Source organism: Tropicimonas sediminicola (assembly GCF_900188335.1).
Classification (GTDB): domain Bacteria; phylum Pseudomonadota; class Alphaproteobacteria; order Rhodobacterales; family Rhodobacteraceae; genus Tropicimonas; species Tropicimonas sediminicola.
Map to the genome: position 1 here is coordinate 432,414 of NZ_FZOY01000003.1, position 17,968 is coordinate 450,381.

Here is a 17,968-nt window from a genome sequence, read left to right on the forward strand (position 1 = left end):
GGCCGGTTGCGGGAGCAAGAGGCCAGCCCCTCGTGCTCCCCGGGTTATTTCGGGACAGAAGAAAGGGAGGCCGGGTCTTGTCGCCCGGCGGGAGGCGAGATGATCCGCAAGCTGCTGATTGCGAACCGCGGCGAGATCGCCTGTCGGGTGATCCGGACCGCGCGGGGGATGGGGATCTCGACGGTGGCCGTCTATTCCGACGCCGACGCGGGCGCGCTGCACGTGGAGATGGCGGACGAGGCGGTTCATATCGGCGGCGCGGCGCCGGCCGAGAGCTATCTCGACGGGGCGGCGGTGATCGCGGCGGCGCGGTCGACGGGAGCGGAGGCGATCCATCCGGGCTACGGGTTCCTGTCCGAGAACCCGGATTTCGTCGAGGCGGTGGAGGCGGCCGGGCTGATCTTTGTCGGGCCGCCCGCCGCGGCGATCCGGGCGATGGGGCTGAAGGACGCGGCCAAGCGGCTGATGGCGGAGGCCGGTGTGCCGGTCGTGCCGGGCTATCACGGCAGCGAGCAGGCGCCCGATCTGCTGGCCGGCGAGGCGGAGCGGATCGGCTACCCGGTGCTGATCAAGGCGGTGGCCGGCGGCGGCGGCAAGGGGATGCGCAAGGTCGACAGGCCGGAGGATTTCGCGGCCGCCCTGGCGTCTGCGCAGGCCGAGGCGCGGACGGCGTTCGGCAATGCGGCGGTATTGATCGAGAAATACGTCCTGCGGCCGCGGCACATCGAGGTACAGGTCTTCGGGGACTGCCATGGCGGTGCCGTGCACCTGTTCGAGCGGGATTGCTCGCTGCAGCGTCGGCACCAGAAAGTGATCGAGGAGGCCCCGGCGCCGGGGATGACGCTCGAGACTCGGCAAGCGATGGGCGCGGCGGCCGTGCGGGCGGCGCAGGCGATCGGCTATGTCGGCGCGGGGACGGTGGAGTTCATCGTCGACGGCAGCGGGCCGCCGCGGCCGGACGGGTTCTGGTTCATGGAGATGAACACGCGCCTCCAGGTGGAGCATCCGGTGACCGAGGCGGTGACCGGGCTCGACCTGGTGGAATGGCAACTCCGCGTGGCCTCGGGCGAGCCGTTGCCGCTGGCACAGGAGGAAATCCGCCTCGCGGGCCATGCCTTCGAGGCGCGGCTCTACGCCGAGGACGTGCCGGCGGGCTTCCTACCGGCAACCGGCATCCTGCGGCACCTCCGGTTCAGCCCCGGGGCGCGCAGCGACAGCGGCGTGCGCGAGGGGGACGAGATCAGCCCGTGGTACGATCCGATGATCGCCAAGGTGGTGACGCATGGGCCGTCGCGGTCGGTGGCGCTGGCGCGGCTGACCCGGGCCCTGGCGGAGACCGAGGTCGGGGGCACCGTGACCAACATCGCCTTCCTTGAAGCCCTCTCGCGCCACGCCGGTTTCGCCGCGGGAGACGTGGATACCGGGCTGATCGAGCGGGATCTGGCGCATCTCGTCGGGCCGGAGGAGCCGCCCGTGGCCGTGGTGCTGCGCGCGGCGCTGGCGGCGGCCGGGCTCGACGACGGGGCGGAGGCGCTGGAGGGCTTCACGCTCTGGGCGCCGCTGGAGCGCCGCGTGGTCCTCGAGCGCTCCGGGGAAACCCAGGTGGTGCACCTTGCCTGCCGTGGCGGTGGCGTGGTGGATGCGACCCTCGATGGGGAGGTCCTGCGCTGTCGCCGGCGGACCGGCGGCTGGGTGATCGGCGAGGCCCGCGAACCCGGCCCGGCGCGGCTGCTGGACGGGGCGGTGGTGGTCTTTGCCGGGCAGCCCTGGGAATTCGCGATCCCCGATCCGCTGGCGCAGCAGGGAGACGCGGGGCCGGCCGGCAACCTGGTGGAGGCGCCGATGCCGGGGCTGCTGCGCGAGGTGCTGGTCGTGCCGGGGCAGGCGGTCCGGGCCGGCGACCGGCTGGCGGTGCTGGAGGCGATGAAGATGGAACATGCGCTGCTGGCGGCGCGCGACGGCGTGGTGGCCGAGGTGCTGGCCGGTCCGGGCACACAGGTCGCCGCCCATGCGCCGCTGATCCGGCTGGCCGAAGAGGACGGGGAGGGGACGAAATGATCCGCCTGCACCATTGCCCGGAGACGCGCTCCATGCGGGTGCTGTGGCTGCTGCACGAGATCGGCTGCCCTTTCGAGGTCGTCACCCACGCCTTCGGCCGCAATCTGCGCGCCCCCGACTTCCTCGAACTGAACCCCGCCGGCCGGGTGCCGGCGCTGGAGCTCGACGGGCGGAAGATCTGGGAAAGCGGCGCGATGATCGAGATCCTGTGCGAGCGGTTCCCCGAGGCCGGCCTGGGCCGGGCGACCGAGGATCCGGAGCGGGTGGACTGGCTGATCTGGCTGCATTTCGCGGAGACGGTGAGCCAGCATTCGGCGGCACTGACCCAGCAGCATGTCGCGCTCTACGAGGATGCGATGCGCAGCCCGGTGGTGATGAAGCTCGAGGCGGCGCGGCTCGGCAAATGCTACGCCGCGCTGGAGCGGCGGCTCGACGGGCGGGAATGGCTGCTCGACGGCGGGTTCTCGGCGGCGGACGTGGCAGTCGGGCAGGCGGTCTACATGGCCCGGCATTTCGCAAGGATCGAGCCGTTCGAGGCCCTGCAGGACTGGGTCTGGCGCTGCGAGGCGCGACCGGCCTTCCGCGCAGCCCTGCCGACACCGGGAGAGGACCGGCTCTACGCGCAGGACTTCTACGCCGCGTGGGAGCCATGAGCCGGGGCGCTCCCGCCCCCTCGGCGGCGTGCTGGCGCACTTGCTCGGGGTTGGGCGTGGCGCGCGCTGCGCGCGCGCGGCGACGGCTCGAAGGAGGGAAGCGGCGATGAACGCGTTCGTGGAGATATTCGAGGTCGGACCGCGGGACGGTTTGCAGAACGAGGCGCGTGCGATTCCCCTGGCCGAGAAGGTGGCGCTGATCGACCTGCTGAGCCAGGCGGGGTTCCGGCGGATCGAGGTGGCGAGCTTCGTCAGTCCGAAATGGGTGCCGCAGATGGCGGGCTCCGACGAGGTTCTGGCGCGGATCTCGCGCAAGGCAGGCGTCTCCTACGCGGCGCTGGTGCCCAACGCGCGCGGGCTGGAGCGGGCGATCGCGGCGCGGGCGGACGAGGTGGCGGTTTTCGTCAGCGCCTCGGAAGGGTTCAGCCAGGCCAACCTGAACTGCTCCATCGACGAGAGCTTCGACCGGCTGGGCCCGGTCATCGCTGGCGCCGAGGCGTCGGACCTGCCGGTGCGGGGCTATGTCTCCTGTGTCACCGACTGCCCCTTCGACGGGCCTGTCGCGCCGGACCGGGTGGCGGCGGTCGTGCGGCGGTTGGCGGCGCTCGGGGTCTACGAGGTCTCGCTCGGGGATACGCTCGGACAGGCGACGCCGGAACGCATCGGCGCGATGCTCGACGCGGTGCTGGGCGAGGCGCCGGCCGACCGGCTGGCCGGGCATTACCACGACACCGCCGGGCGGGCCCTCGCCAATATCGAGGTGTCGCTGGAGCGCGGCCTGCGCGTGTTCGATGCCTCGGTCGGCGGCCTTGGCGGTTGCCCCTATGCGCCGGGCGCGGCGGGCAACGTGGCGACCGAGGCCGTGCTGGCGCGACTCACGGCGCTCGGATATCGCACCGGGCTCGATCCGGACATCGTGGCCAGGGCGGCGGAGATGGCGAAAGGGATGCGCGGGCGGCCGGGGTGAAGCGGGACCGCAGCGCCGCAGGCGCTGCCCGGCCCAACCCCGAGCGCAGCGGCTTTGCCGCGAGCCGAGGGGGCGGGAGAGCCCGGCTTCCGGCCTCGCGCGGTGAAAGGGGAGCGAAGATGGAGACGATCGAGACGAATGTGGATGCGCGCGGCGTCGCGCGGCTCACCCTTGCGCGGGCGGACAAGCACAACGCGATGTCGGCGCGCATGATGGACGAGCTGACCGAGGCCGCCCAGGGGCTTGGCGCGGACCCGGCGGTCCGGGCGATCGTGCTGTGCGGAGAGGGGCGTTCCTTCTGTGCCGGCGCCGATCTTGGCTGGATGCAGGCCCAGCGGGACACCGACAGCGCCGGCCGCGCCCGCGAGGCCGGCCGGCTCGCCCGGATGCTGCGGGTGCTGAACAACTGCCCCAAGCCGGTGATCGGCCGGGTCCATGGCAATGCCTTCGGCGGCGGGCTCGGGTTGATCTCGGTCTGCGATGTGGCTGTCGCCTCGGACAGCGCCCGGTTCGGCTTCACCGAGACCCGGCTGGGGCTGATTCCGGCGACGATCGGCCCCTATGTCGTGGCCCGGATGGGCGAGGCGATGGCGCGGCGGGTGTTCATGTCGGCGCGGCTCTTCGATGCGGCGGAGGCGGTGTCGCTCGGGCTGCTGGCCCGCGCGGTCGCGGCCGACCACCTCGATGCCGCTGTCGAGGCGGAGGTCGCGCCTTATCTCCAGGTGGCGCCCGGCGCTGTCGCCGAGGCCAAGGCGCTACTGCGCAGGCTCGGTCCGCCGATCGACGATGCCGTGATCGCCGAGACTGTCGCGGCGCTCGGCCGTCGCTGGGAGAGCGAGGAGGCCGCCGAGGGGATCGCCGCCTTCTTCGAGAAACGCAGCCCGCGCTGGAAGGGGGACGGGGCGCCCTGACCCCGCCGGGGCGTGCCCGGCTTTCCCGGGGAGCGACGCTTTACCCGGCCGCCTTTGCCAAGGCGCCAGTTGACCCGGCCAAGGGGCGCGCGTAAACCGCAAACTAGCCCGAGACACCCGGCGCATTACATCATGCGCAGGCAGCCAAGGAGCCAAGCGTGGACGATCTTCTCAGAGAATACCTCCCCATTCTCATTTTCTTGGCCATCGCCATCATCTTTGGCCTTATTTTCGTGGTCGCGGCCTGGCTCGTCGCCCCGGCGGATCCGGACCCGGAGAAGACCTCGGCCTATGAATGCGGCTTCAACGCCTTCGACGACGCGCGGATGAAATTCGACATCCGCTTCTACCTCGTCTCGATCCTGTTCATCATCTTCGATCTCGAAGTGGCCTTCCTGTTCCCCTGGGCGGTCTCCTTCGGCGAGATCTCGATGGCGGCCTTCTGGTCGATGATGGTCTTCCTGGCCGTTCTGACCGTCGGATTCGCCTACGAATGGAAAAAGGGAGCCCTGGAATGGGAGTGAGCACGTCCCTCAACGACGCCGGCGCGGACAAGGAAGTCGCGACCCGCGCGCTGGCCAAGGAAGTCTCCGACAAGGGATTCCTCGTCACCTCGACCGCCGATGTCATCAACTGGGCGCGCACCGGCTCGCTGCACTGGATGACCTTTGGCCTGGCCTGCTGCGCCATCGAGATGATCCACGTCTCGATGCCGCGCTATGACCTCGAGCGCTTCGGCACCGCGCCGCGCGCCTCGCCGCGCCAGTCCGACCTGATGATCGTCGCCGGCACGCTGACCAACAAGATGGCGCCTGCGCTGCGCAAGGTCTACGACCAGATGCCCGAACCGCGCTACGTGCTCTCGATGGGCTCCTGCGCCAACGGCGGCGGTTATTACCATTACAGCTACTCGGTGGTGCGCGGCGTCGACCGGATCGTGCCGGTGGACGTCTACGTGCCCGGCTGCCCGCCGACGGCCGAGGCGCTGCTCTATGGAATCCTCCAGATGCAACGCAAGATCCGCCGCCTGGGCACGATCACCCGCTGATCGCACCGGCCGGCCGCAGGACCGGATGCAGGAACGACGCGCATCAAAGCGCACCGACGACAAGGACACCGCCGACATGAGCGACGAAGCACTCAAGGTTCTTGGAGATCACATCGCCAGCCGCCGCACCGATTGCGTCGTCAGCTGGCACGTGACGCTCGGCGAGCTGACGATCGAGGCCGCGCCCGCGTCGATCGCCGGGCTGATCGAGTTCCTCAAGGCCGATGGCAGCTGCCGTTACACCCAGCTGATCGACATCACCGCCGTCGACCACCCGGAACGGGAAAAGCGGTTCACGATCGTCTACCACCTGCTGTCGATGCACCAGAACCAGCGCGTGCGTATCCACGCCGCGGTGCGGGAAGACGAGAGCATCGCCTCGATCACCGAGCTGTTCCCGAACGCCAACTGGTACGAGCGCGAGGTCTTCGACATGTTCGGGGTGCTGTTCTCCGGCCACCCGGACCTGCGCCGCATCCTGACCGACTACGGCTTCCGCGGCCACCCGCTGCGCAAGGACTTCCCGACCTCCGGCTATGTCGAGCTGCGCTATGACGAGGTGCAGAAGCGCGTGGTCTACGAGCCGGTGAAGCTGGTCCACGACTACCGTCAGTACGATTACCTCTCGCCCTGGGAAGGTGCGAAATACATCCTGCCCGGCGACGAGAAGGGCGAGGAGGCCTGATTGATGGCGGTGGCGTCGGAGATGATGACAGCAGGCGGGGCGGCGCGTTGCGACGCGCGGTTTTCCCGTCCGAGGTCGCTCGTCTTCGGCATCGGCGCCGCCAAGTGCGGCACCAGCTGGCTGAACGCTCTGCTGCGGTCCCATCCGAAGATGCACGTGGCCCACCAGCGCGAGCTGCACTACTGGGACGTGGTCCGCGCGCCCTTCCACACCGGCCCGCGCGACAGCATTCGCCGCAAGCTGGCGGAGATGGAGAAGCAGTCGTTCTGGCGGCGACGGGTGCTGCGTGCGCCGACCTATCGCTACTACCGCGCCGCCGCGCGGATGCATCACGGGCACGACGCCCGGCACGCCGCCTATGCCGACGTGATGTTCAGCGGCTATCGCAGGCAGCCGGTCGTGGGCGAGGTGACCCCGGCCTACGCCCTGCTGCAGACCGAGACCTACGCGGAAATGGCCTCGCTCAACCCCGACACCCGTTTCATCTATCTCATGCGGGACCCGATGGAGCGGCTGCACTCGGCATGCCGCCACGAGCTGCGCAAGAGACACGGGCATTCTGCCGTCTCGGAGGCGAACGTGGTGGCGATGCTGAAAGAGACGATCCGCGAGAACGGCGGGGCCCTTCCGCCCCGGTCGCAATACGACCGGACGATCTCGCGCCTCGAAGCCGCGGTTCCGGCGGACCGGATCCACTACGAGTTCTTCGAGACGCTGTTCACCCGCGAGGGTGTCGCGCGGATCTTCGGCTTTCTCGGATTGCCGAGCGTCGAGGCCAGTTTCGATGCGCGCAACGTCGGAGAGGGTACCGGGGGGATCAGCCGGGCGTTCGTGGAGGTGTCGAGGTCGCCGCTTGCTCCGGTCTATGACTTCATCCAGAAGAAATTCGGCGAGGTCGTGCCGAAGGCCTGGGGCCGCAGCGGCGGATGGGACGCGCCGCAGCGCGCGGGGGCCAGCACCGACGAAAGGGCTCCGGCATGATGAACGCAAGCCGCCAATGTAGCAGATGTGTCGTCCTGGGGACTGTCCGCGCCACCAGCGTTCGGCTGGTCCGCGTGATCGCGGAGGGCGTCTGAATGCGGCCCGGGCTCTCCATTGGCGATACGGCGCAGTTCAGCCGCGAGATCCGCCCCGAGGAGGTCGTCTGCCGGCTTTTCCCGGACGCGCGGATCATGGACGACATGCCGGAGGTGCTGGCCAGCGCCTACATGATCGGGCTCTTCGAATGGGCCTGCGTGGAGCAGCTGGCGCCCTATTACGAAGAGGGCGAGGGCTCGCTGGGCATCGGTTTCGAGCTGTCCCACGTCTCTCCGACGCCGCCGGGGCTGACGGTCACCGTCGACACCGAGGTCGAGGAGATCGACGGCCGCTTCATAACCTTCCGGGTGCGGGGCCATGACGGGCAGGACATGATCGGCGCGGGCCGCCACAAGCGGGCGGTGACGCGCTGGAACAAATTCAACGCCAAGGTGGCCGCGAAGGCCGCGCAGGCGCAGCAATAGGGGGCGGAGCTATGGACGGCGATACCCGGGTGAACAGATACGATGACGGATCGACGGACGCGCTGACCGGCGAACAGAAGATCCGCAACTTCAACATCAACTTCGGGCCCCAGCACCCGGCGGCCCACGGCGTGCTGCGCATGGTGCTGGAACTCGACGGCGAGATCGTCGAGCGGGCCGACCCGCATATCGGCCTGCTCCACCGCGGCACCGAGAAGCTGATGGAGAGCCGCACCTACCTGCAGAACGCGCCCTACCTGGACCGGCTGGACTACTCCTCGCCGATGAACCAGGAACACGCCTACTGCCTCGCCATCGAGAAGATGACCGGCGTGACGCCGCCCCGCCGCGCCAGCCTGCTGCGGGTGCTGTTCGGCGAGCTGACCCGGATCGGCAACCACGTGATGAACGTCACCACGCAGGCGATGGACGTGGGCGCACTGACCCCGCCGCTCTGGGGCTTCGAACCCGGCCGGGAGGAGCTCTTCGTGTTCTTCGAGCGTGCCTCTGGTGCGCGGATGCACTGCAACTACTTCCGCCCGGGCGGCGTCCACCAGGACGTGACGCCGGACCTGCTGGACGACATCGAGGCCTGGTGCGAGCGCTTTCCCAAGGTGCTCGACGACCTCGACGAACTGCTGACCGAGAACCGGATCTTCAAGCAGCGCAACGTCGACATCGCCGTCGTCACCAAGCAGGACGTGCTCGACTGGGGCATGACCGGCCCGATGGCCCGCTCCGCCGGCTTCGCCTGGGACCTGCGCCGCGCGCAGCCCTACGAATGCTACGACGAGTTCGAGTTCCAGATCCCCGTCGGCAAGAACGGCTGCTGCTACGACCGCTACCTCATCCGCATGGAGGAGATGCGCCAGTCGGTGAAGATCTGCCAGCAGGCGATCGCCAAGCTGCGCGCGCCGGAGGGGCAGGGGGACGTGCTGGCCCGCGGCAAGCTGACGCCGCCCAAGCGGGGCGACATGAAAACCTCGATGGAAGCGCTGATCCATCACTTCAAGCTTTACACCGAGGGCTTCAAGGTGCCGGCCGGCGAGTTCTATGCCGCCGTCGAGGCGCCGAAGGGCGAGTTCGGCGTCTACATCGTGTCCGACGGGACCAACAAGCCCTACCGGGTCAAGCTGCGGGCGCCGGGCTACACCCACCTGCAGGCGATCGACCACATCGGCCGCGGCCACCAGCTCGCCGACATGGCCGCCATCGTGGGCACGCTCGACATCGTGTTCGGCGAAGTGGACCGGTAGGGTCGGAGACGGATGTTCGGAGACACCGGCAGCAACACATGGCTTGGCTCGGCGACCTTCTGGATCGCCGTCTCGACCGTGGCTGCCGCGATCTTCGTGGCGATCCAGGCCTGGTACGCCCGGGTGCAGGTGGTCGACGCCTCCTCCGCGCGGATGCTGGAACAGCAGCTCGACATCTGTTTCGACACGTTCGACGCCGCCAGCCGCCTCGACACGGAGCTGCGACAGCTGGCGCGGGAGGGCCGCCACGCCGATGTCTGGCCGCCGATGGTGATGGCCGACAGCCGCGACGAGATGGTGCGCTTCCAGACCCGTGTGCCGCCCTTGCTGGCCCACCTGGAGAACGGGCTGATGAAGGCCTCCGTCCTCGGCCCGCTCGACCGGCACCGCGCCTTTCTCGCCCAGCAGATCGCCGGCCTCGGCGAGCGGCTGCTGACCCTGAACCCCAATCTGGCCGGACAGGCCGAAACCGATGCGCAGGTAAAGGAGATCTTTGCCGCGCTCAGTGACTTCGTCGGTGCGCAGTACCTCGTCAACGAGGGCTGCAAGACCGTCGCGCAAAGGACCAGCTGATGCTACGCCGTCTCTATCACGATCAGCCCGAGAGCTTCGCCTTCACCCCCGCCAACCAGGAATGGGCCGAGGCGCAGGTCACCAAGTTCCCCGAGGGCCGGCAGGCCAGCGCCATCATCCCGCTGCTGTGGCGCGCGCAGGAGCAGGAGGGCTGGCTGTCGCGGCCGGCGATCGAATACGTGGCCGACATGCTGGGCATGGCCCATATCCGGGCGCTCGAAGTGGCGACGTTCTACTTCATGTTCCAGTTGCAACCCGTTGGAAAGGTGGCGCATGTCCAGATATGCGGCACCACGTCCTGCATGATCTGCGGCGCCGAGGACCTGATCTCCGTCTGCCGCGAGAAGATCGCCGACCGCCCGCACGAGATCTCGGCGGATGGCAAGTTCTCCTGGGAAGAGGTCGAATGCCTCGGAGCCTGCACCAACGCGCCGATGATCCAGATCGGCAAGGATTTCTACGAGGACCTGACGGCCGAGAAGCTCGGCTGGATCCTCGACGAGCTGTCCGCCGGCCGGGTGCCGACGCCGGGGCCGCAGAACGGCCGCTATGCCGCCGAGCCGCTCGGCGGGCCGACCGCGCTGACCGAGGGCAACGAGAACGCCGACTCGCTCAACGCCTCCGCAGCCCGGGCCATGGCCATCGGCGACACGATCAAGCGCATCGACGGCACCGAGGTGCCGCTGCTGAAGCCCTGGACCGATCAGGGCGCGCGCTCGGTGCCTGTCGCGGCGCCTGAAACGGCGTCCGAACCGCGTCCGGCCGAGGATGTGCCGGTGGACGAAACCGGCGTCACCGAACAGGAGGCCCCGGCCGAGTCCAAGGCGAAGCCCGAGGCCGAGGTCAAGCCCGCGAAGAAACCTGCAAAGAAGAAAGCCAAGGCCAAGCCGGCCCCCGCAGCCGAGACCCCGGCCACCGAAGGCACCCGGCCGCAGAGCCTCGACGCGCCGCGCGACGGCACGGCGGACGACCTCAAGAAGATCAAGGGGATCGGTCCCAAGCTCGAGGAGCTCTGCCACTCGCTCGGCTTCTACCACTTCGACCAGATCGCCGGCTGGAGCGAGGACGAGATCGCCTGGGTCGACCAGAACCTCGAAGGCTTCAAGGGCCGGGTGACCCGCGACGACTGGGTCGGGCAGGCGAAGCTCCTGGCCTCCGGCGGCACGACCGAGTTCTCGGAACGCGTCGAGGACGGCGACGTCTACTGAGGCGCGGGGCAGGGTGATGACCGGCAAGCACGACAACGACAGCGCCTTCGCCCGGCAGGGGCGGATCGTGGCGCTTGTGATTGCCGCTGCCGGCCTTCTCGCCATCTTCGCGCCGGTGCTGGTACAGCTCACGGGCTTGCCGGCGCGTTATGAAATGTTGTTCTATTTCGCCTCGCTGGCGGCCTTTTTCTGGGCGCTCGTGGCGGCACTTCGGATGTGGCGCGGCCGCTCCGGCGATCAGGGATGAGAGGATAAGAGATGCTGCAGGACAAGGACAGGATCTTCACCAACATCTACGGCCTGAAGGAGCGCACCCTGGCCGGAGCCCGCGCCCGCGGCCATTGGGATGGCACCGCGGACATCATCAAGCGCGGCCGGGACAAGATCGTCGAGGAGATGAAGGCCTCCGGTCTGCGCGGACGCGGTGGTGCGGGCTTCCCGACCGGGCTCAAGTGGTCCTTCATGCCCAAGGAAAGCGACGGCCGCCCCGCCTATCTCGTGGTGAACGCCGACGAATCCGAGCCCGGCACCTGCAAGGACCGGGAGATCATGCGCAACGATCCGCATACGCTGATCGAGGGCTGCCTGATCGCCTCCTTCGCGATGGGCGCGCACGAGGCCTATATCTATATCCGCGGCGAGTTCATCCGCGAGCGCGAGGCGCTGCAGGCGGCGATCGACGAGGCCTATGACGCGGGCCTTCTGGGCAAGAACGCCGCCGGCTCGGGCTGGGATTTCGACCTCTTCGTCCACCACGGCGCCGGCGCCTACATCTGCGGCGAGGAAACCGCGCTGCTGGAAAGCCTCGAGGGCAAGAAGGGGATGCCGCGGATGAAACCGCCGTTTCCGGCGGGGGCCGGCCTCTACGGCTGCCCGACCACGGTGAACAACGTCGAATCCATCGCCGTCGTGCCCACGATCCTGCGGCGCGGCGCCGACTGGTTCGCCTCCTTCGGCCGTCCGAACAACGCGGGCACCAAGCTGTTCGCGATCTCGGGCCACGTGAACCGGCCCTGTGTCGTCGAGGAATCCATGTCGATCCCGTTCCAGGAACTGATCGACAAGCATTGCGGCGGCATCCGCGGTGGCTGGGACAACCTCAAGGCGGTGATCCCCGGCGGCTCCTCGGTGCCGCTGCTTCCGGCCGATATCGCCCGGGAAGCGATCATGGACTTCGACTGGCTGCGCGAGCAACGCTCGGGGCTCGGCACCGCCGCAATCATCGTGATGGACCAGTCCACCGACGTGGTGAAGGCGATCTGGCGGCTTTCGAAGTTCTACAAGCACGAGAGCTGCGGCCAGTGCACGCCCTGCCGCGAAGGCACCGGTTGGATGATGCGCGTGATGGACCGCCTGGTGCGCGGCGAGGCGGAGGTCGAGGAGATCGACATGCTGCTCGACGTCACCAAGCAGGTCGAGGGCCACACGATCTGCGCCCTGGGAGACGCCGCCGCCTGGCCGATCCAGGGCCTGATTCGCCACTTCCGCGACGAGATCGAGTACCGCATCCGGAACAAGCCGGGCATCGCGGCCGAATGATCAACCGCACGCCGAACACCGGGCGGTGCCCCTATTGCCAGCACCGGCATCCCCCGGCTTTCGGCAGCATCCGATGCGACGATTGCGGGCGCCGGTTCACCGGCGATCCGATGGCCGACCGCATCCCCTACTGGATCCGGTGGCTGGCGCCGGTCGCGCTGATCGCGATCCTTGTGATCGGTGCCTGGCTGACCTTCGCCTCGTTGCTCTGAATCGCCCGGGTCCTTCCCAATCCCGCAGCCCGTGAGCCCGCCTCACGGGCTTTTTATGTCAACGGAGCAGGCAGGTCCCGCGCACCGGCGGCCGGCCGCCGGTTCCGCCGCGAAAGGGCGCCGCGCCGCCCATCGCTATCCGTCCGCATCCCGCCGCTATTGAATAACCCGGCGGCCTCGCCCCAGCTTGAACCTTGAAGACGCGAGCAAATCGCGGGTTCCAAGGCAGAAAGGACGAGGCAGAGATGTTCAGGTACCTCACGATAGGAACGGCCCTTGTTGCGGCCTTCATGCTGCTGGTCACCGCCAGCCACTCCCTGGCCGGGCAGGCCGACACCAACCGGGCGCTGCGTGAGAATGCCCGCATCGACCGGGCGCTGACCGATCTGACGGCGGCCTACGGCATCAGCCTGCATTGCCCCAGCGTCTCGGCCCGCTACGGGCGCGGCTACGAGCTGATCCGCCAGCTCGAGCGCCACGCCGTCTCGCTCGGCTACCCCCGCGACGAGGTCCATCAATACGTGAAGGAGAAGGCCGAGAGGGAGCGGGTGAAGGCCCAGGCGCGGGCCTATGTGCGGGCGAAAGGCGGGGTGGAGAGCGACCCCGACAGCGTCTGCCGGGTCGCCGAGCGAGAGATCGCGGAGAAATCCCAGATCGGCCTGCTTCTGCGCGCCCGGTGAGAGCCTCGGGCGCGCCGCTCGCAATGCGGCCCATGCGACGGTCGGGGAGTCCGGGGCGTCGGGGCGCGGCGGGGCAGACCGACCGGTCCCGGACAGGCCGCGCGAGGCGCGTCAGAGACCGGAGATGCCGGGTTTCCCGGGTGCGAACGGCGGGGGGAGGGGCATTCATATTGCGGCGAAATCGTTGATTGGACTTGCCATCGGAAATCGCTAGATAGGTTCCGAAACCGGATCCGGGCGCGGCGCCGTGCCTCCGGTGGCCCTGCGGGGCGATCCTTCGACGGAGCTGGAGGCAGCGCATGAGTGACCTACGCACCATCATCATCGACGGACAGGAGGTCGAGTGCGACCCCGCGATGACCTTGATCCAGGCCTGTGAACAGGCGGGAATCGAGGTTCCGCGATTCTGTTACCACGAGCGTCTGTCGATTGCCGGCAACTGCCGGATGTGCCTGGTCGAAGTGGTCGGCGGCCCGCCGAAACCCGCCGCATCCTGCGCCATGCAGGTCAAGGATCTGCGCCCCGGCCGCGACGGCGAGCCGCCGCAGGTGCGCACCAACAGCCCGATGGTCAAGAAGGCCCGCGAGGGGGTGATGGAGTTCCTGCTCATCAACCACCCGCTCGACTGCCCGATCTGCGACCAGGGCGGCGAATGCGACCTGCAGGACCAGGCGATGGCCTATGGCGTCGACTTCTCGCGCTTCCGCGAACCCAAGCGCGCCACCGAGGATCTGGATCTCGGCCCTCTGGTCGAGACCCACATGACCCGCTGCATCTCCTGCACCCGCTGCGTGCGGTTCACCACCGAGGTCGCGGGCATCAGCCAGATGGGCCAGACCGGACGCGGCGAGGATGCGGAGATCACCTCCTACCTGGGCGAGACGCTCGATTCGAACCTGCAGGGCAACATCATCGATCTCTGCCCGGTCGGCGCGCTGGTCTCGAAGCCCTATGCCTTCACCGCGCGGCCCTGGGAGCTGACCAAGACCGAGACCATCGACGTGATGGACGCGCTCGGCTCCAACACCCGGGTCGACACCAAGGGCCGCGAAGTGATGCGGATCCTGCCGCGCAACAACGACGGCGTGAACGAGGAATGGCTGGCCGACAAGTCGCGGTTCGTCTGGGACGGGCTGCGCCGCCAGCGGCTGGACCGGCCCTATGTCCGCGTCGACGGCAAGCTGAAGCCGGCGAGCTGGTCCGAGGCGCTCTCCGCCGCCGCCGCCGCGATGAAGGGCAGGAAGCTGGCCGGTCTGGTGGGCGATCTCGCCCCGGTCGAGGCGGCCTTCGCACTCAAGCAACTGGTCGAGGGGCAGGGCGGGTCTGTCGAATGCCGCACCGACGGTGCGAAGCTGCCCGCCGGCAACCGGCTCGGCTATGTCGGCGACGCCGCGATCGAGGATATCGATACCGCCGAGATGATCCTGCTGATCGGCACCGATCCGCGCAACGAGGCGCCGGTGCTCAACGCGCGCATCCGCAAGGCCTGGCTGGCCGGCGCCAAGGTGGCGCTGATCGGCCAGCCGGTCGACCTGACCTACGATTACAGCCATATCGGCGCCGACCGCGCCGCGCTGGCGGAACTGGCTGCGATGGATCATTCGGACAAGCAGGGCGTGCCCGGCGTCATGATCATCGGGCAGGGCGCGCTGAACGAGGCCGATGGCGCGGAAGTGCTGGCCACGGCGCTGAAGATGGCCGAGGCCGCGGGCTCGAAGGTGCTGGTCCTGCACACCGCCGCCTCGCGCGTCGGTGCGATGGATGTGGGCGCCGTGACCGAGGGCGGCATGGCGGCCGCGATCGACGGGGCGGAGGTGGTCTACAACCTCGGCGCCGACGAGGTCGAGATCGCCGACGGGCCCTTCGTCATCTACCAGGGCAGCCATGGCGACCGGGGCGCGCACCGCGCCGACGTGATCCTGCCGGCCGCCGCCTGGGTCGAGGAACAGGGGCTATTCGTCAACACCGAAGGCCGTCCGCAGCTTGCCCTGCGCGCCAGCTTCCCGCCGGGCGAGGCCAAGGAAAACTGGGCCATCCTGCGCGCGCTGTCGTCCGAACTGGGCGCGGCACAGCCCTGGGACAGCTTGATCCAGCTCCGCCAGGCGCTGGTCAAGGCGGTGCCGCATCTGGGCAAGGTCGACGAGCTTCCGGAGAACACCGGCGAGCGCCCCGAGCCCGGCAAGCTGGGCGAGGCGTCCTTCCGCCTGCCGGTCCGGGACTATTACCTGACCAACCCGATCGCCCGCGCGAGCCAGCTCATGGCCGAGCTTTCCGCGCAGGCAAAGGCGCGCGCCGCGGCACCGCTGGCGGCGGAGTGATCCCATGGGGCGGCGGGCAGCAGGCGCTGCGGCCTTGGCCGCTGCCCTGGCAGGCTGTGGCGTAAGCGAGGGGGCGGTCGACACGGCCGAGCCTTTCGCGCCGGTCTACCGCGGCATCGAGACACGCCTTCTGGACGAGAACCTCGTGGGGTTCATCGTCGAGATGGAGGGCGCGCGCGGGAATGCCGACGTGACCGACTACGCCCGCTGTGCCGCCGCCCAGTACACGCTGATCCGGGGCTACGGATTCGCGCGGCATGTCCGCACACGAATTGCACAAGAGGCTGGTGTTTGGCGTGCGGATGCGGTTTACACGATCTCGCCAGCGCTCCCGGACGGGGTGCAGACAATCGACGCGGAAGTGACCGTCGAGGACTGTGCCGCCCGGGGCATACCTACGGTCTGAGGAAGATGAGGCAAAATGGCTGATTTTCTGCAAACGAATCTGGGGATCGTCGTGCTGGTGACAGCGCAGATCCTGTTGTTCGTGACCATTCTTTTCGTCTCGCTCGCCTTCCTGATGTATGCCGACCGCAAGGTCTGGGCGGCGGTGCAGATGCGCAAGGGCCCGAACGTCGTCGGCGCCTTCGGCCTTCTGCAGAGCTTTGCCGACTTCCTGAAATACGTCGCCAAGGAAATCATCGTCCCCGCAGGGGCGGACAAGCCGGTCTATTTCCTGGCGCCGATGATCTCCTTCGTGCTGGCGCTGATTGCTTGGGCGGTGATCCCCTTCGGCGACGGCTGGGCCATCGCCAACCTGAACGTCGCCATCCTCTATGTCTTCGCCATGTCCTCGCTCGAGGTCTACGGCGTGATCATGGGCGGCTGGGCGTCGAACTCGAAATACCCGTTCCTAGGCTCGCTGCGCTCGGCCGCGCAGATGATCTCCTACGAGGTCTCCATCGGCCTGATCATCGTGGGCGTCATCATCTCCACCGGATCGATGAACTTCACCGAGATCGTGCGCGCGCAGGACGGCTCCTTCGGCTTCTTCAACTGGTACTGGCTGCCGCACTTCCCGATGGTGTTCCTGTTCTTCATCTCGGCGCTGGCCGAAACGAACCGGCCGCCGTTCGACCTTCCGGAAGCGGAATCGGAACTCGTCGCTGGCTACCAGGTGGAATATTCCTCCACGCCCTTCCTGCTCTACATGATGGGCGAGCTGATCGCGATCGTGCTGATGTGCGCGCTGGTCACGCTGCTGTTCTTCGGCGGCTGGCTGTCGCCGATCCCGGGGCTGCCCGACGGCGTGCTCTGGATGGTCGCCAAGATGTGCTTCTTCTTCTTCATCTTCGCGATGGTGAAGGCGATCGTGCCGCGTTACCGCTACGACCAGCTGATGCGGATCGGCTGGAAGGTGTTCCTGCCGATGTCGCTGGGCTGGGTGGTGATCGTGGCCTTCCTGGCGAAATTCGAGGTGCTTGGCGGCTTCTGGGCCCGCTGGGCGATTGGAGGCTGATCCCATGACCGCTATCGACTGGACCCGCGCCACCAAGTACTTCCTGCTGATGGACATGCTGAAGGGCTTTCAGCTCGGGCTGAAATACTTCTTCGCGCCCAAGGCCACGGTGAACTACCCGCACGAGAAGGGCCCGCTCTCTCCGCGTTTTCGCGGCGAGCATGCGCTGCGCCGGTATCCCAACGGCGAGGAACGCTGCATTGCCTGCAAGCTCTGCGAGGCGATCTGCCCGGCCCAGGCCATCGTGATCGACGCCGAGCCGCGCGAGGACGGTTCGCGGCGCACCACGCGCTACGACATCGACATGACCAAGTGCATCTACTGCGGCTTCTGCCAGGAGGCCTGCCCGGTCGATGCCATCGTCGAGGGTCCGAACTTCGAGTTCGCCACCGAAACCCGCGAGGAGCTGTTCTACAACAAGGAAAAGCTGCTCGATAACGGCGAGCGTTGGGAGGCGGAGATCGCCCGGAGCATCGAACTGGACGCGCCCTACCGATGAACGATTTCACGAAGCTCTTCCAGTCGATGATCGAGCAGAGCCAGGAGATGGCGAAAGCGCTGAACCCGGCGCTGGAGCAGTTCCAGGTGCCCGATTTCGCCGGGATGATGCCCACGATGCCGAAGGAATTCATGGAGATGACCTTCGGCAAGACCTTCAACCCCGGCGGGCTGGATGCCAAGACCCGGCTCTTCGTCACGCTCGGGGCGATGGTCGCGCAGGGGGCGCAGGTCGACCAGCAGATCAAGATGACTGTGCGCCACGCGCTGGAAGCCGGCGCCACGCCGCAGGAAATTGCCGAGGTGATCGGCCAGATGTCCGTCTTCGGGGGCGTGCCCGCGATGACAAAGGCGATGCAGCTCGCACAGGGCGTGATCGCCGAGCAAGGGGAAGGCTGAGA

General features: G+C 68.2%; 21 protein-coding genes. All 21 read left to right on the forward strand.

Annotated elements, in window-relative coordinates; translation table 11 throughout:
* Window positions 1-99 precede the first annotated feature (99 nt).
* The 21 genes from CHB86_RS10500 to CHB86_RS10600 all read left to right on the forward strand — a co-directional run bounded on the left by CHB86_RS10500 (window position 100) and on the right by CHB86_RS10600 (window position 17,966).
* A complete protein-coding gene (locus CHB86_RS10500; RefSeq protein ID WP_089232983.1) occupies window positions 100-2,058 on the forward strand; it encodes an acetyl-CoA carboxylase biotin carboxylase subunit in 1,959 nt (652 codons plus the stop codon).
* Window positions 2,055-2,711 (forward strand): glutathione S-transferase family protein, encoded by a 657-nt coding sequence (locus CHB86_RS10505; RefSeq protein ID WP_089232984.1) that lies wholly within the window; start codon window positions 2,055-2,057, stop codon window positions 2,709-2,711. The genes CHB86_RS10500 and CHB86_RS10505 overlap by 4 nt, the downstream gene beginning before the upstream one ends.
* 106 nt (window positions 2,712-2,817) lie before the next feature.
* Window positions 2,818-3,678: a hydroxymethylglutaryl-CoA lyase gene (locus CHB86_RS10510; protein ID WP_089232985.1), complete on the forward strand. Its 861-nt coding sequence runs from the start codon at window positions 2,818-2,820 to the stop codon at window positions 3,676-3,678.
* Window positions 3,679-3,797: 119 nt separating this feature from the next.
* On the forward strand, window positions 3,798-4,589 hold the full coding sequence (locus CHB86_RS10515) for a crotonase/enoyl-CoA hydratase family protein (protein ID WP_089232986.1): 792 nt from the start codon (window positions 3,798-3,800) through the stop codon (window positions 4,587-4,589).
* Window positions 4,590-4,747: 158 nt separating this feature from the next.
* A complete protein-coding gene (locus CHB86_RS10520; protein WP_089232987.1) occupies window positions 4,748-5,113 on the forward strand; it encodes an NADH-quinone oxidoreductase subunit A in 366 nt (121 codons plus the stop codon).
* The gene (locus CHB86_RS10525) at window positions 5,104-5,637 is read left to right on the forward strand and encodes a NuoB/complex I 20 kDa subunit family protein (protein WP_089232988.1); all 534 of its coding nucleotides are present in this window, start codon (window positions 5,104-5,106) and stop codon (window positions 5,635-5,637) included. The genes CHB86_RS10520 and CHB86_RS10525 overlap by 10 nt, the downstream gene beginning before the upstream one ends.
* Before the next feature lie 76 nt (window positions 5,638-5,713).
* Window positions 5,714-6,322: an NADH-quinone oxidoreductase subunit C gene (locus tag CHB86_RS10530; RefSeq protein WP_089233103.1), complete on the forward strand. Its 609-nt coding sequence runs from the start codon at window positions 5,714-5,716 to the stop codon at window positions 6,320-6,322.
* A gap of 3 nt (window positions 6,323-6,325) precedes the next feature.
* Window positions 6,326-7,303, forward strand: coding sequence for a sulfotransferase (locus tag CHB86_RS10535; protein ID WP_141134869.1), 978 nt, complete (start codon window positions 6,326-6,328; stop codon window positions 7,301-7,303).
* Window positions 7,304-7,398: 95 nt separating this feature from the next.
* On the forward strand, window positions 7,399-7,824 hold the full coding sequence (locus tag CHB86_RS10540) for a thioesterase family protein (RefSeq protein WP_141134870.1): 426 nt from the start codon (window positions 7,399-7,401) through the stop codon (window positions 7,822-7,824).
* A gap of 11 nt (window positions 7,825-7,835) precedes the next feature.
* The gene (locus tag CHB86_RS10545) at window positions 7,836-9,080 is read left to right on the forward strand and encodes an NADH-quinone oxidoreductase subunit D (protein WP_089232990.1); all 1,245 of its coding nucleotides are present in this window, start codon (window positions 7,836-7,838) and stop codon (window positions 9,078-9,080) included.
* 12 nt (window positions 9,081-9,092) lie between these two features.
* The gene (locus CHB86_RS10550; RefSeq protein WP_089232991.1) at window positions 9,093-9,653 is read left to right on the forward strand and encodes a hypothetical protein; all 561 of its coding nucleotides are present in this window, start codon (window positions 9,093-9,095) and stop codon (window positions 9,651-9,653) included.
* Window positions 9,653-10,861, forward strand: a complete 1,209-nt coding sequence (locus CHB86_RS10555; protein ID WP_089232992.1) for an NADH-quinone oxidoreductase subunit E — start codon at window positions 9,653-9,655, stop codon at window positions 10,859-10,861. Before CHB86_RS10550 ends, CHB86_RS10555 begins: the two co-directional genes overlap by 1 nt.
* A 16-nt stretch (window positions 10,862-10,877) precedes the next feature.
* Window positions 10,878-11,108, forward strand: coding sequence for a DUF5337 domain-containing protein (locus tag CHB86_RS10560; RefSeq protein WP_089232993.1), 231 nt, complete (start codon window positions 10,878-10,880; stop codon window positions 11,106-11,108).
* An 11-nt stretch (window positions 11,109-11,119) separates the two neighbouring features.
* On the forward strand, window positions 11,120-12,400 hold the full coding sequence (gene nuoF, locus CHB86_RS10565) for an NADH-quinone oxidoreductase subunit NuoF (RefSeq protein WP_089232994.1): 1,281 nt from the start codon (window positions 11,120-11,122) through the stop codon (window positions 12,398-12,400).
* On the forward strand, window positions 12,397-12,612 hold the full coding sequence (locus CHB86_RS10570) for a hypothetical protein (RefSeq protein ID WP_089232995.1): 216 nt from the start codon (window positions 12,397-12,399) through the stop codon (window positions 12,610-12,612). Before nuoF ends, CHB86_RS10570 begins: the two co-directional genes overlap by 4 nt.
* 245 nt (window positions 12,613-12,857) lie before the next feature.
* Window positions 12,858-13,292 carry a DUF5333 domain-containing protein gene (locus CHB86_RS10575; RefSeq protein WP_089232996.1) on the forward strand — a complete coding sequence of 145 codons (435 nt, stop codon included), beginning with the start codon at window positions 12,858-12,860 and terminating at the stop codon, window positions 13,290-13,292.
* 299 nt (window positions 13,293-13,591) lie between these two features.
* Window positions 13,592-15,610 (forward strand): NADH-quinone oxidoreductase subunit NuoG, encoded by a 2,019-nt coding sequence (nuoG, locus tag CHB86_RS10580; protein WP_089232997.1) that lies wholly within the window; start codon window positions 13,592-13,594, stop codon window positions 15,608-15,610.
* Between the two features lie 4 nt (window positions 15,611-15,614).
* Window positions 15,615-16,016 (forward strand): hypothetical protein, encoded by a 402-nt coding sequence (locus CHB86_RS10585; RefSeq protein WP_089232998.1) that lies wholly within the window; start codon window positions 15,615-15,617, stop codon window positions 16,014-16,016.
* A 15-nt stretch (window positions 16,017-16,031) separates the two neighbouring features.
* Window positions 16,032-17,069: an NADH-quinone oxidoreductase subunit NuoH gene (nuoH, locus tag CHB86_RS10590; protein ID WP_089232999.1), complete on the forward strand. Its 1,038-nt coding sequence runs from the start codon at window positions 16,032-16,034 to the stop codon at window positions 17,067-17,069.
* A 4-nt stretch (window positions 17,070-17,073) separates the two neighbouring features.
* Window positions 17,074-17,568: an NADH-quinone oxidoreductase subunit NuoI gene (nuoI, locus tag CHB86_RS10595; RefSeq protein ID WP_089233000.1), complete on the forward strand. Its 495-nt coding sequence runs from the start codon at window positions 17,074-17,076 to the stop codon at window positions 17,566-17,568.
* On the forward strand, window positions 17,565-17,966 hold the full coding sequence (locus CHB86_RS10600; RefSeq protein WP_089233001.1) for a carboxymuconolactone decarboxylase family protein: 402 nt from the start codon (window positions 17,565-17,567) through the stop codon (window positions 17,964-17,966). Before nuoI ends, CHB86_RS10600 begins: the two co-directional genes overlap by 4 nt.
* The last annotated feature ends 2 nt before the right edge of the window (window positions 17,967-17,968 follow it).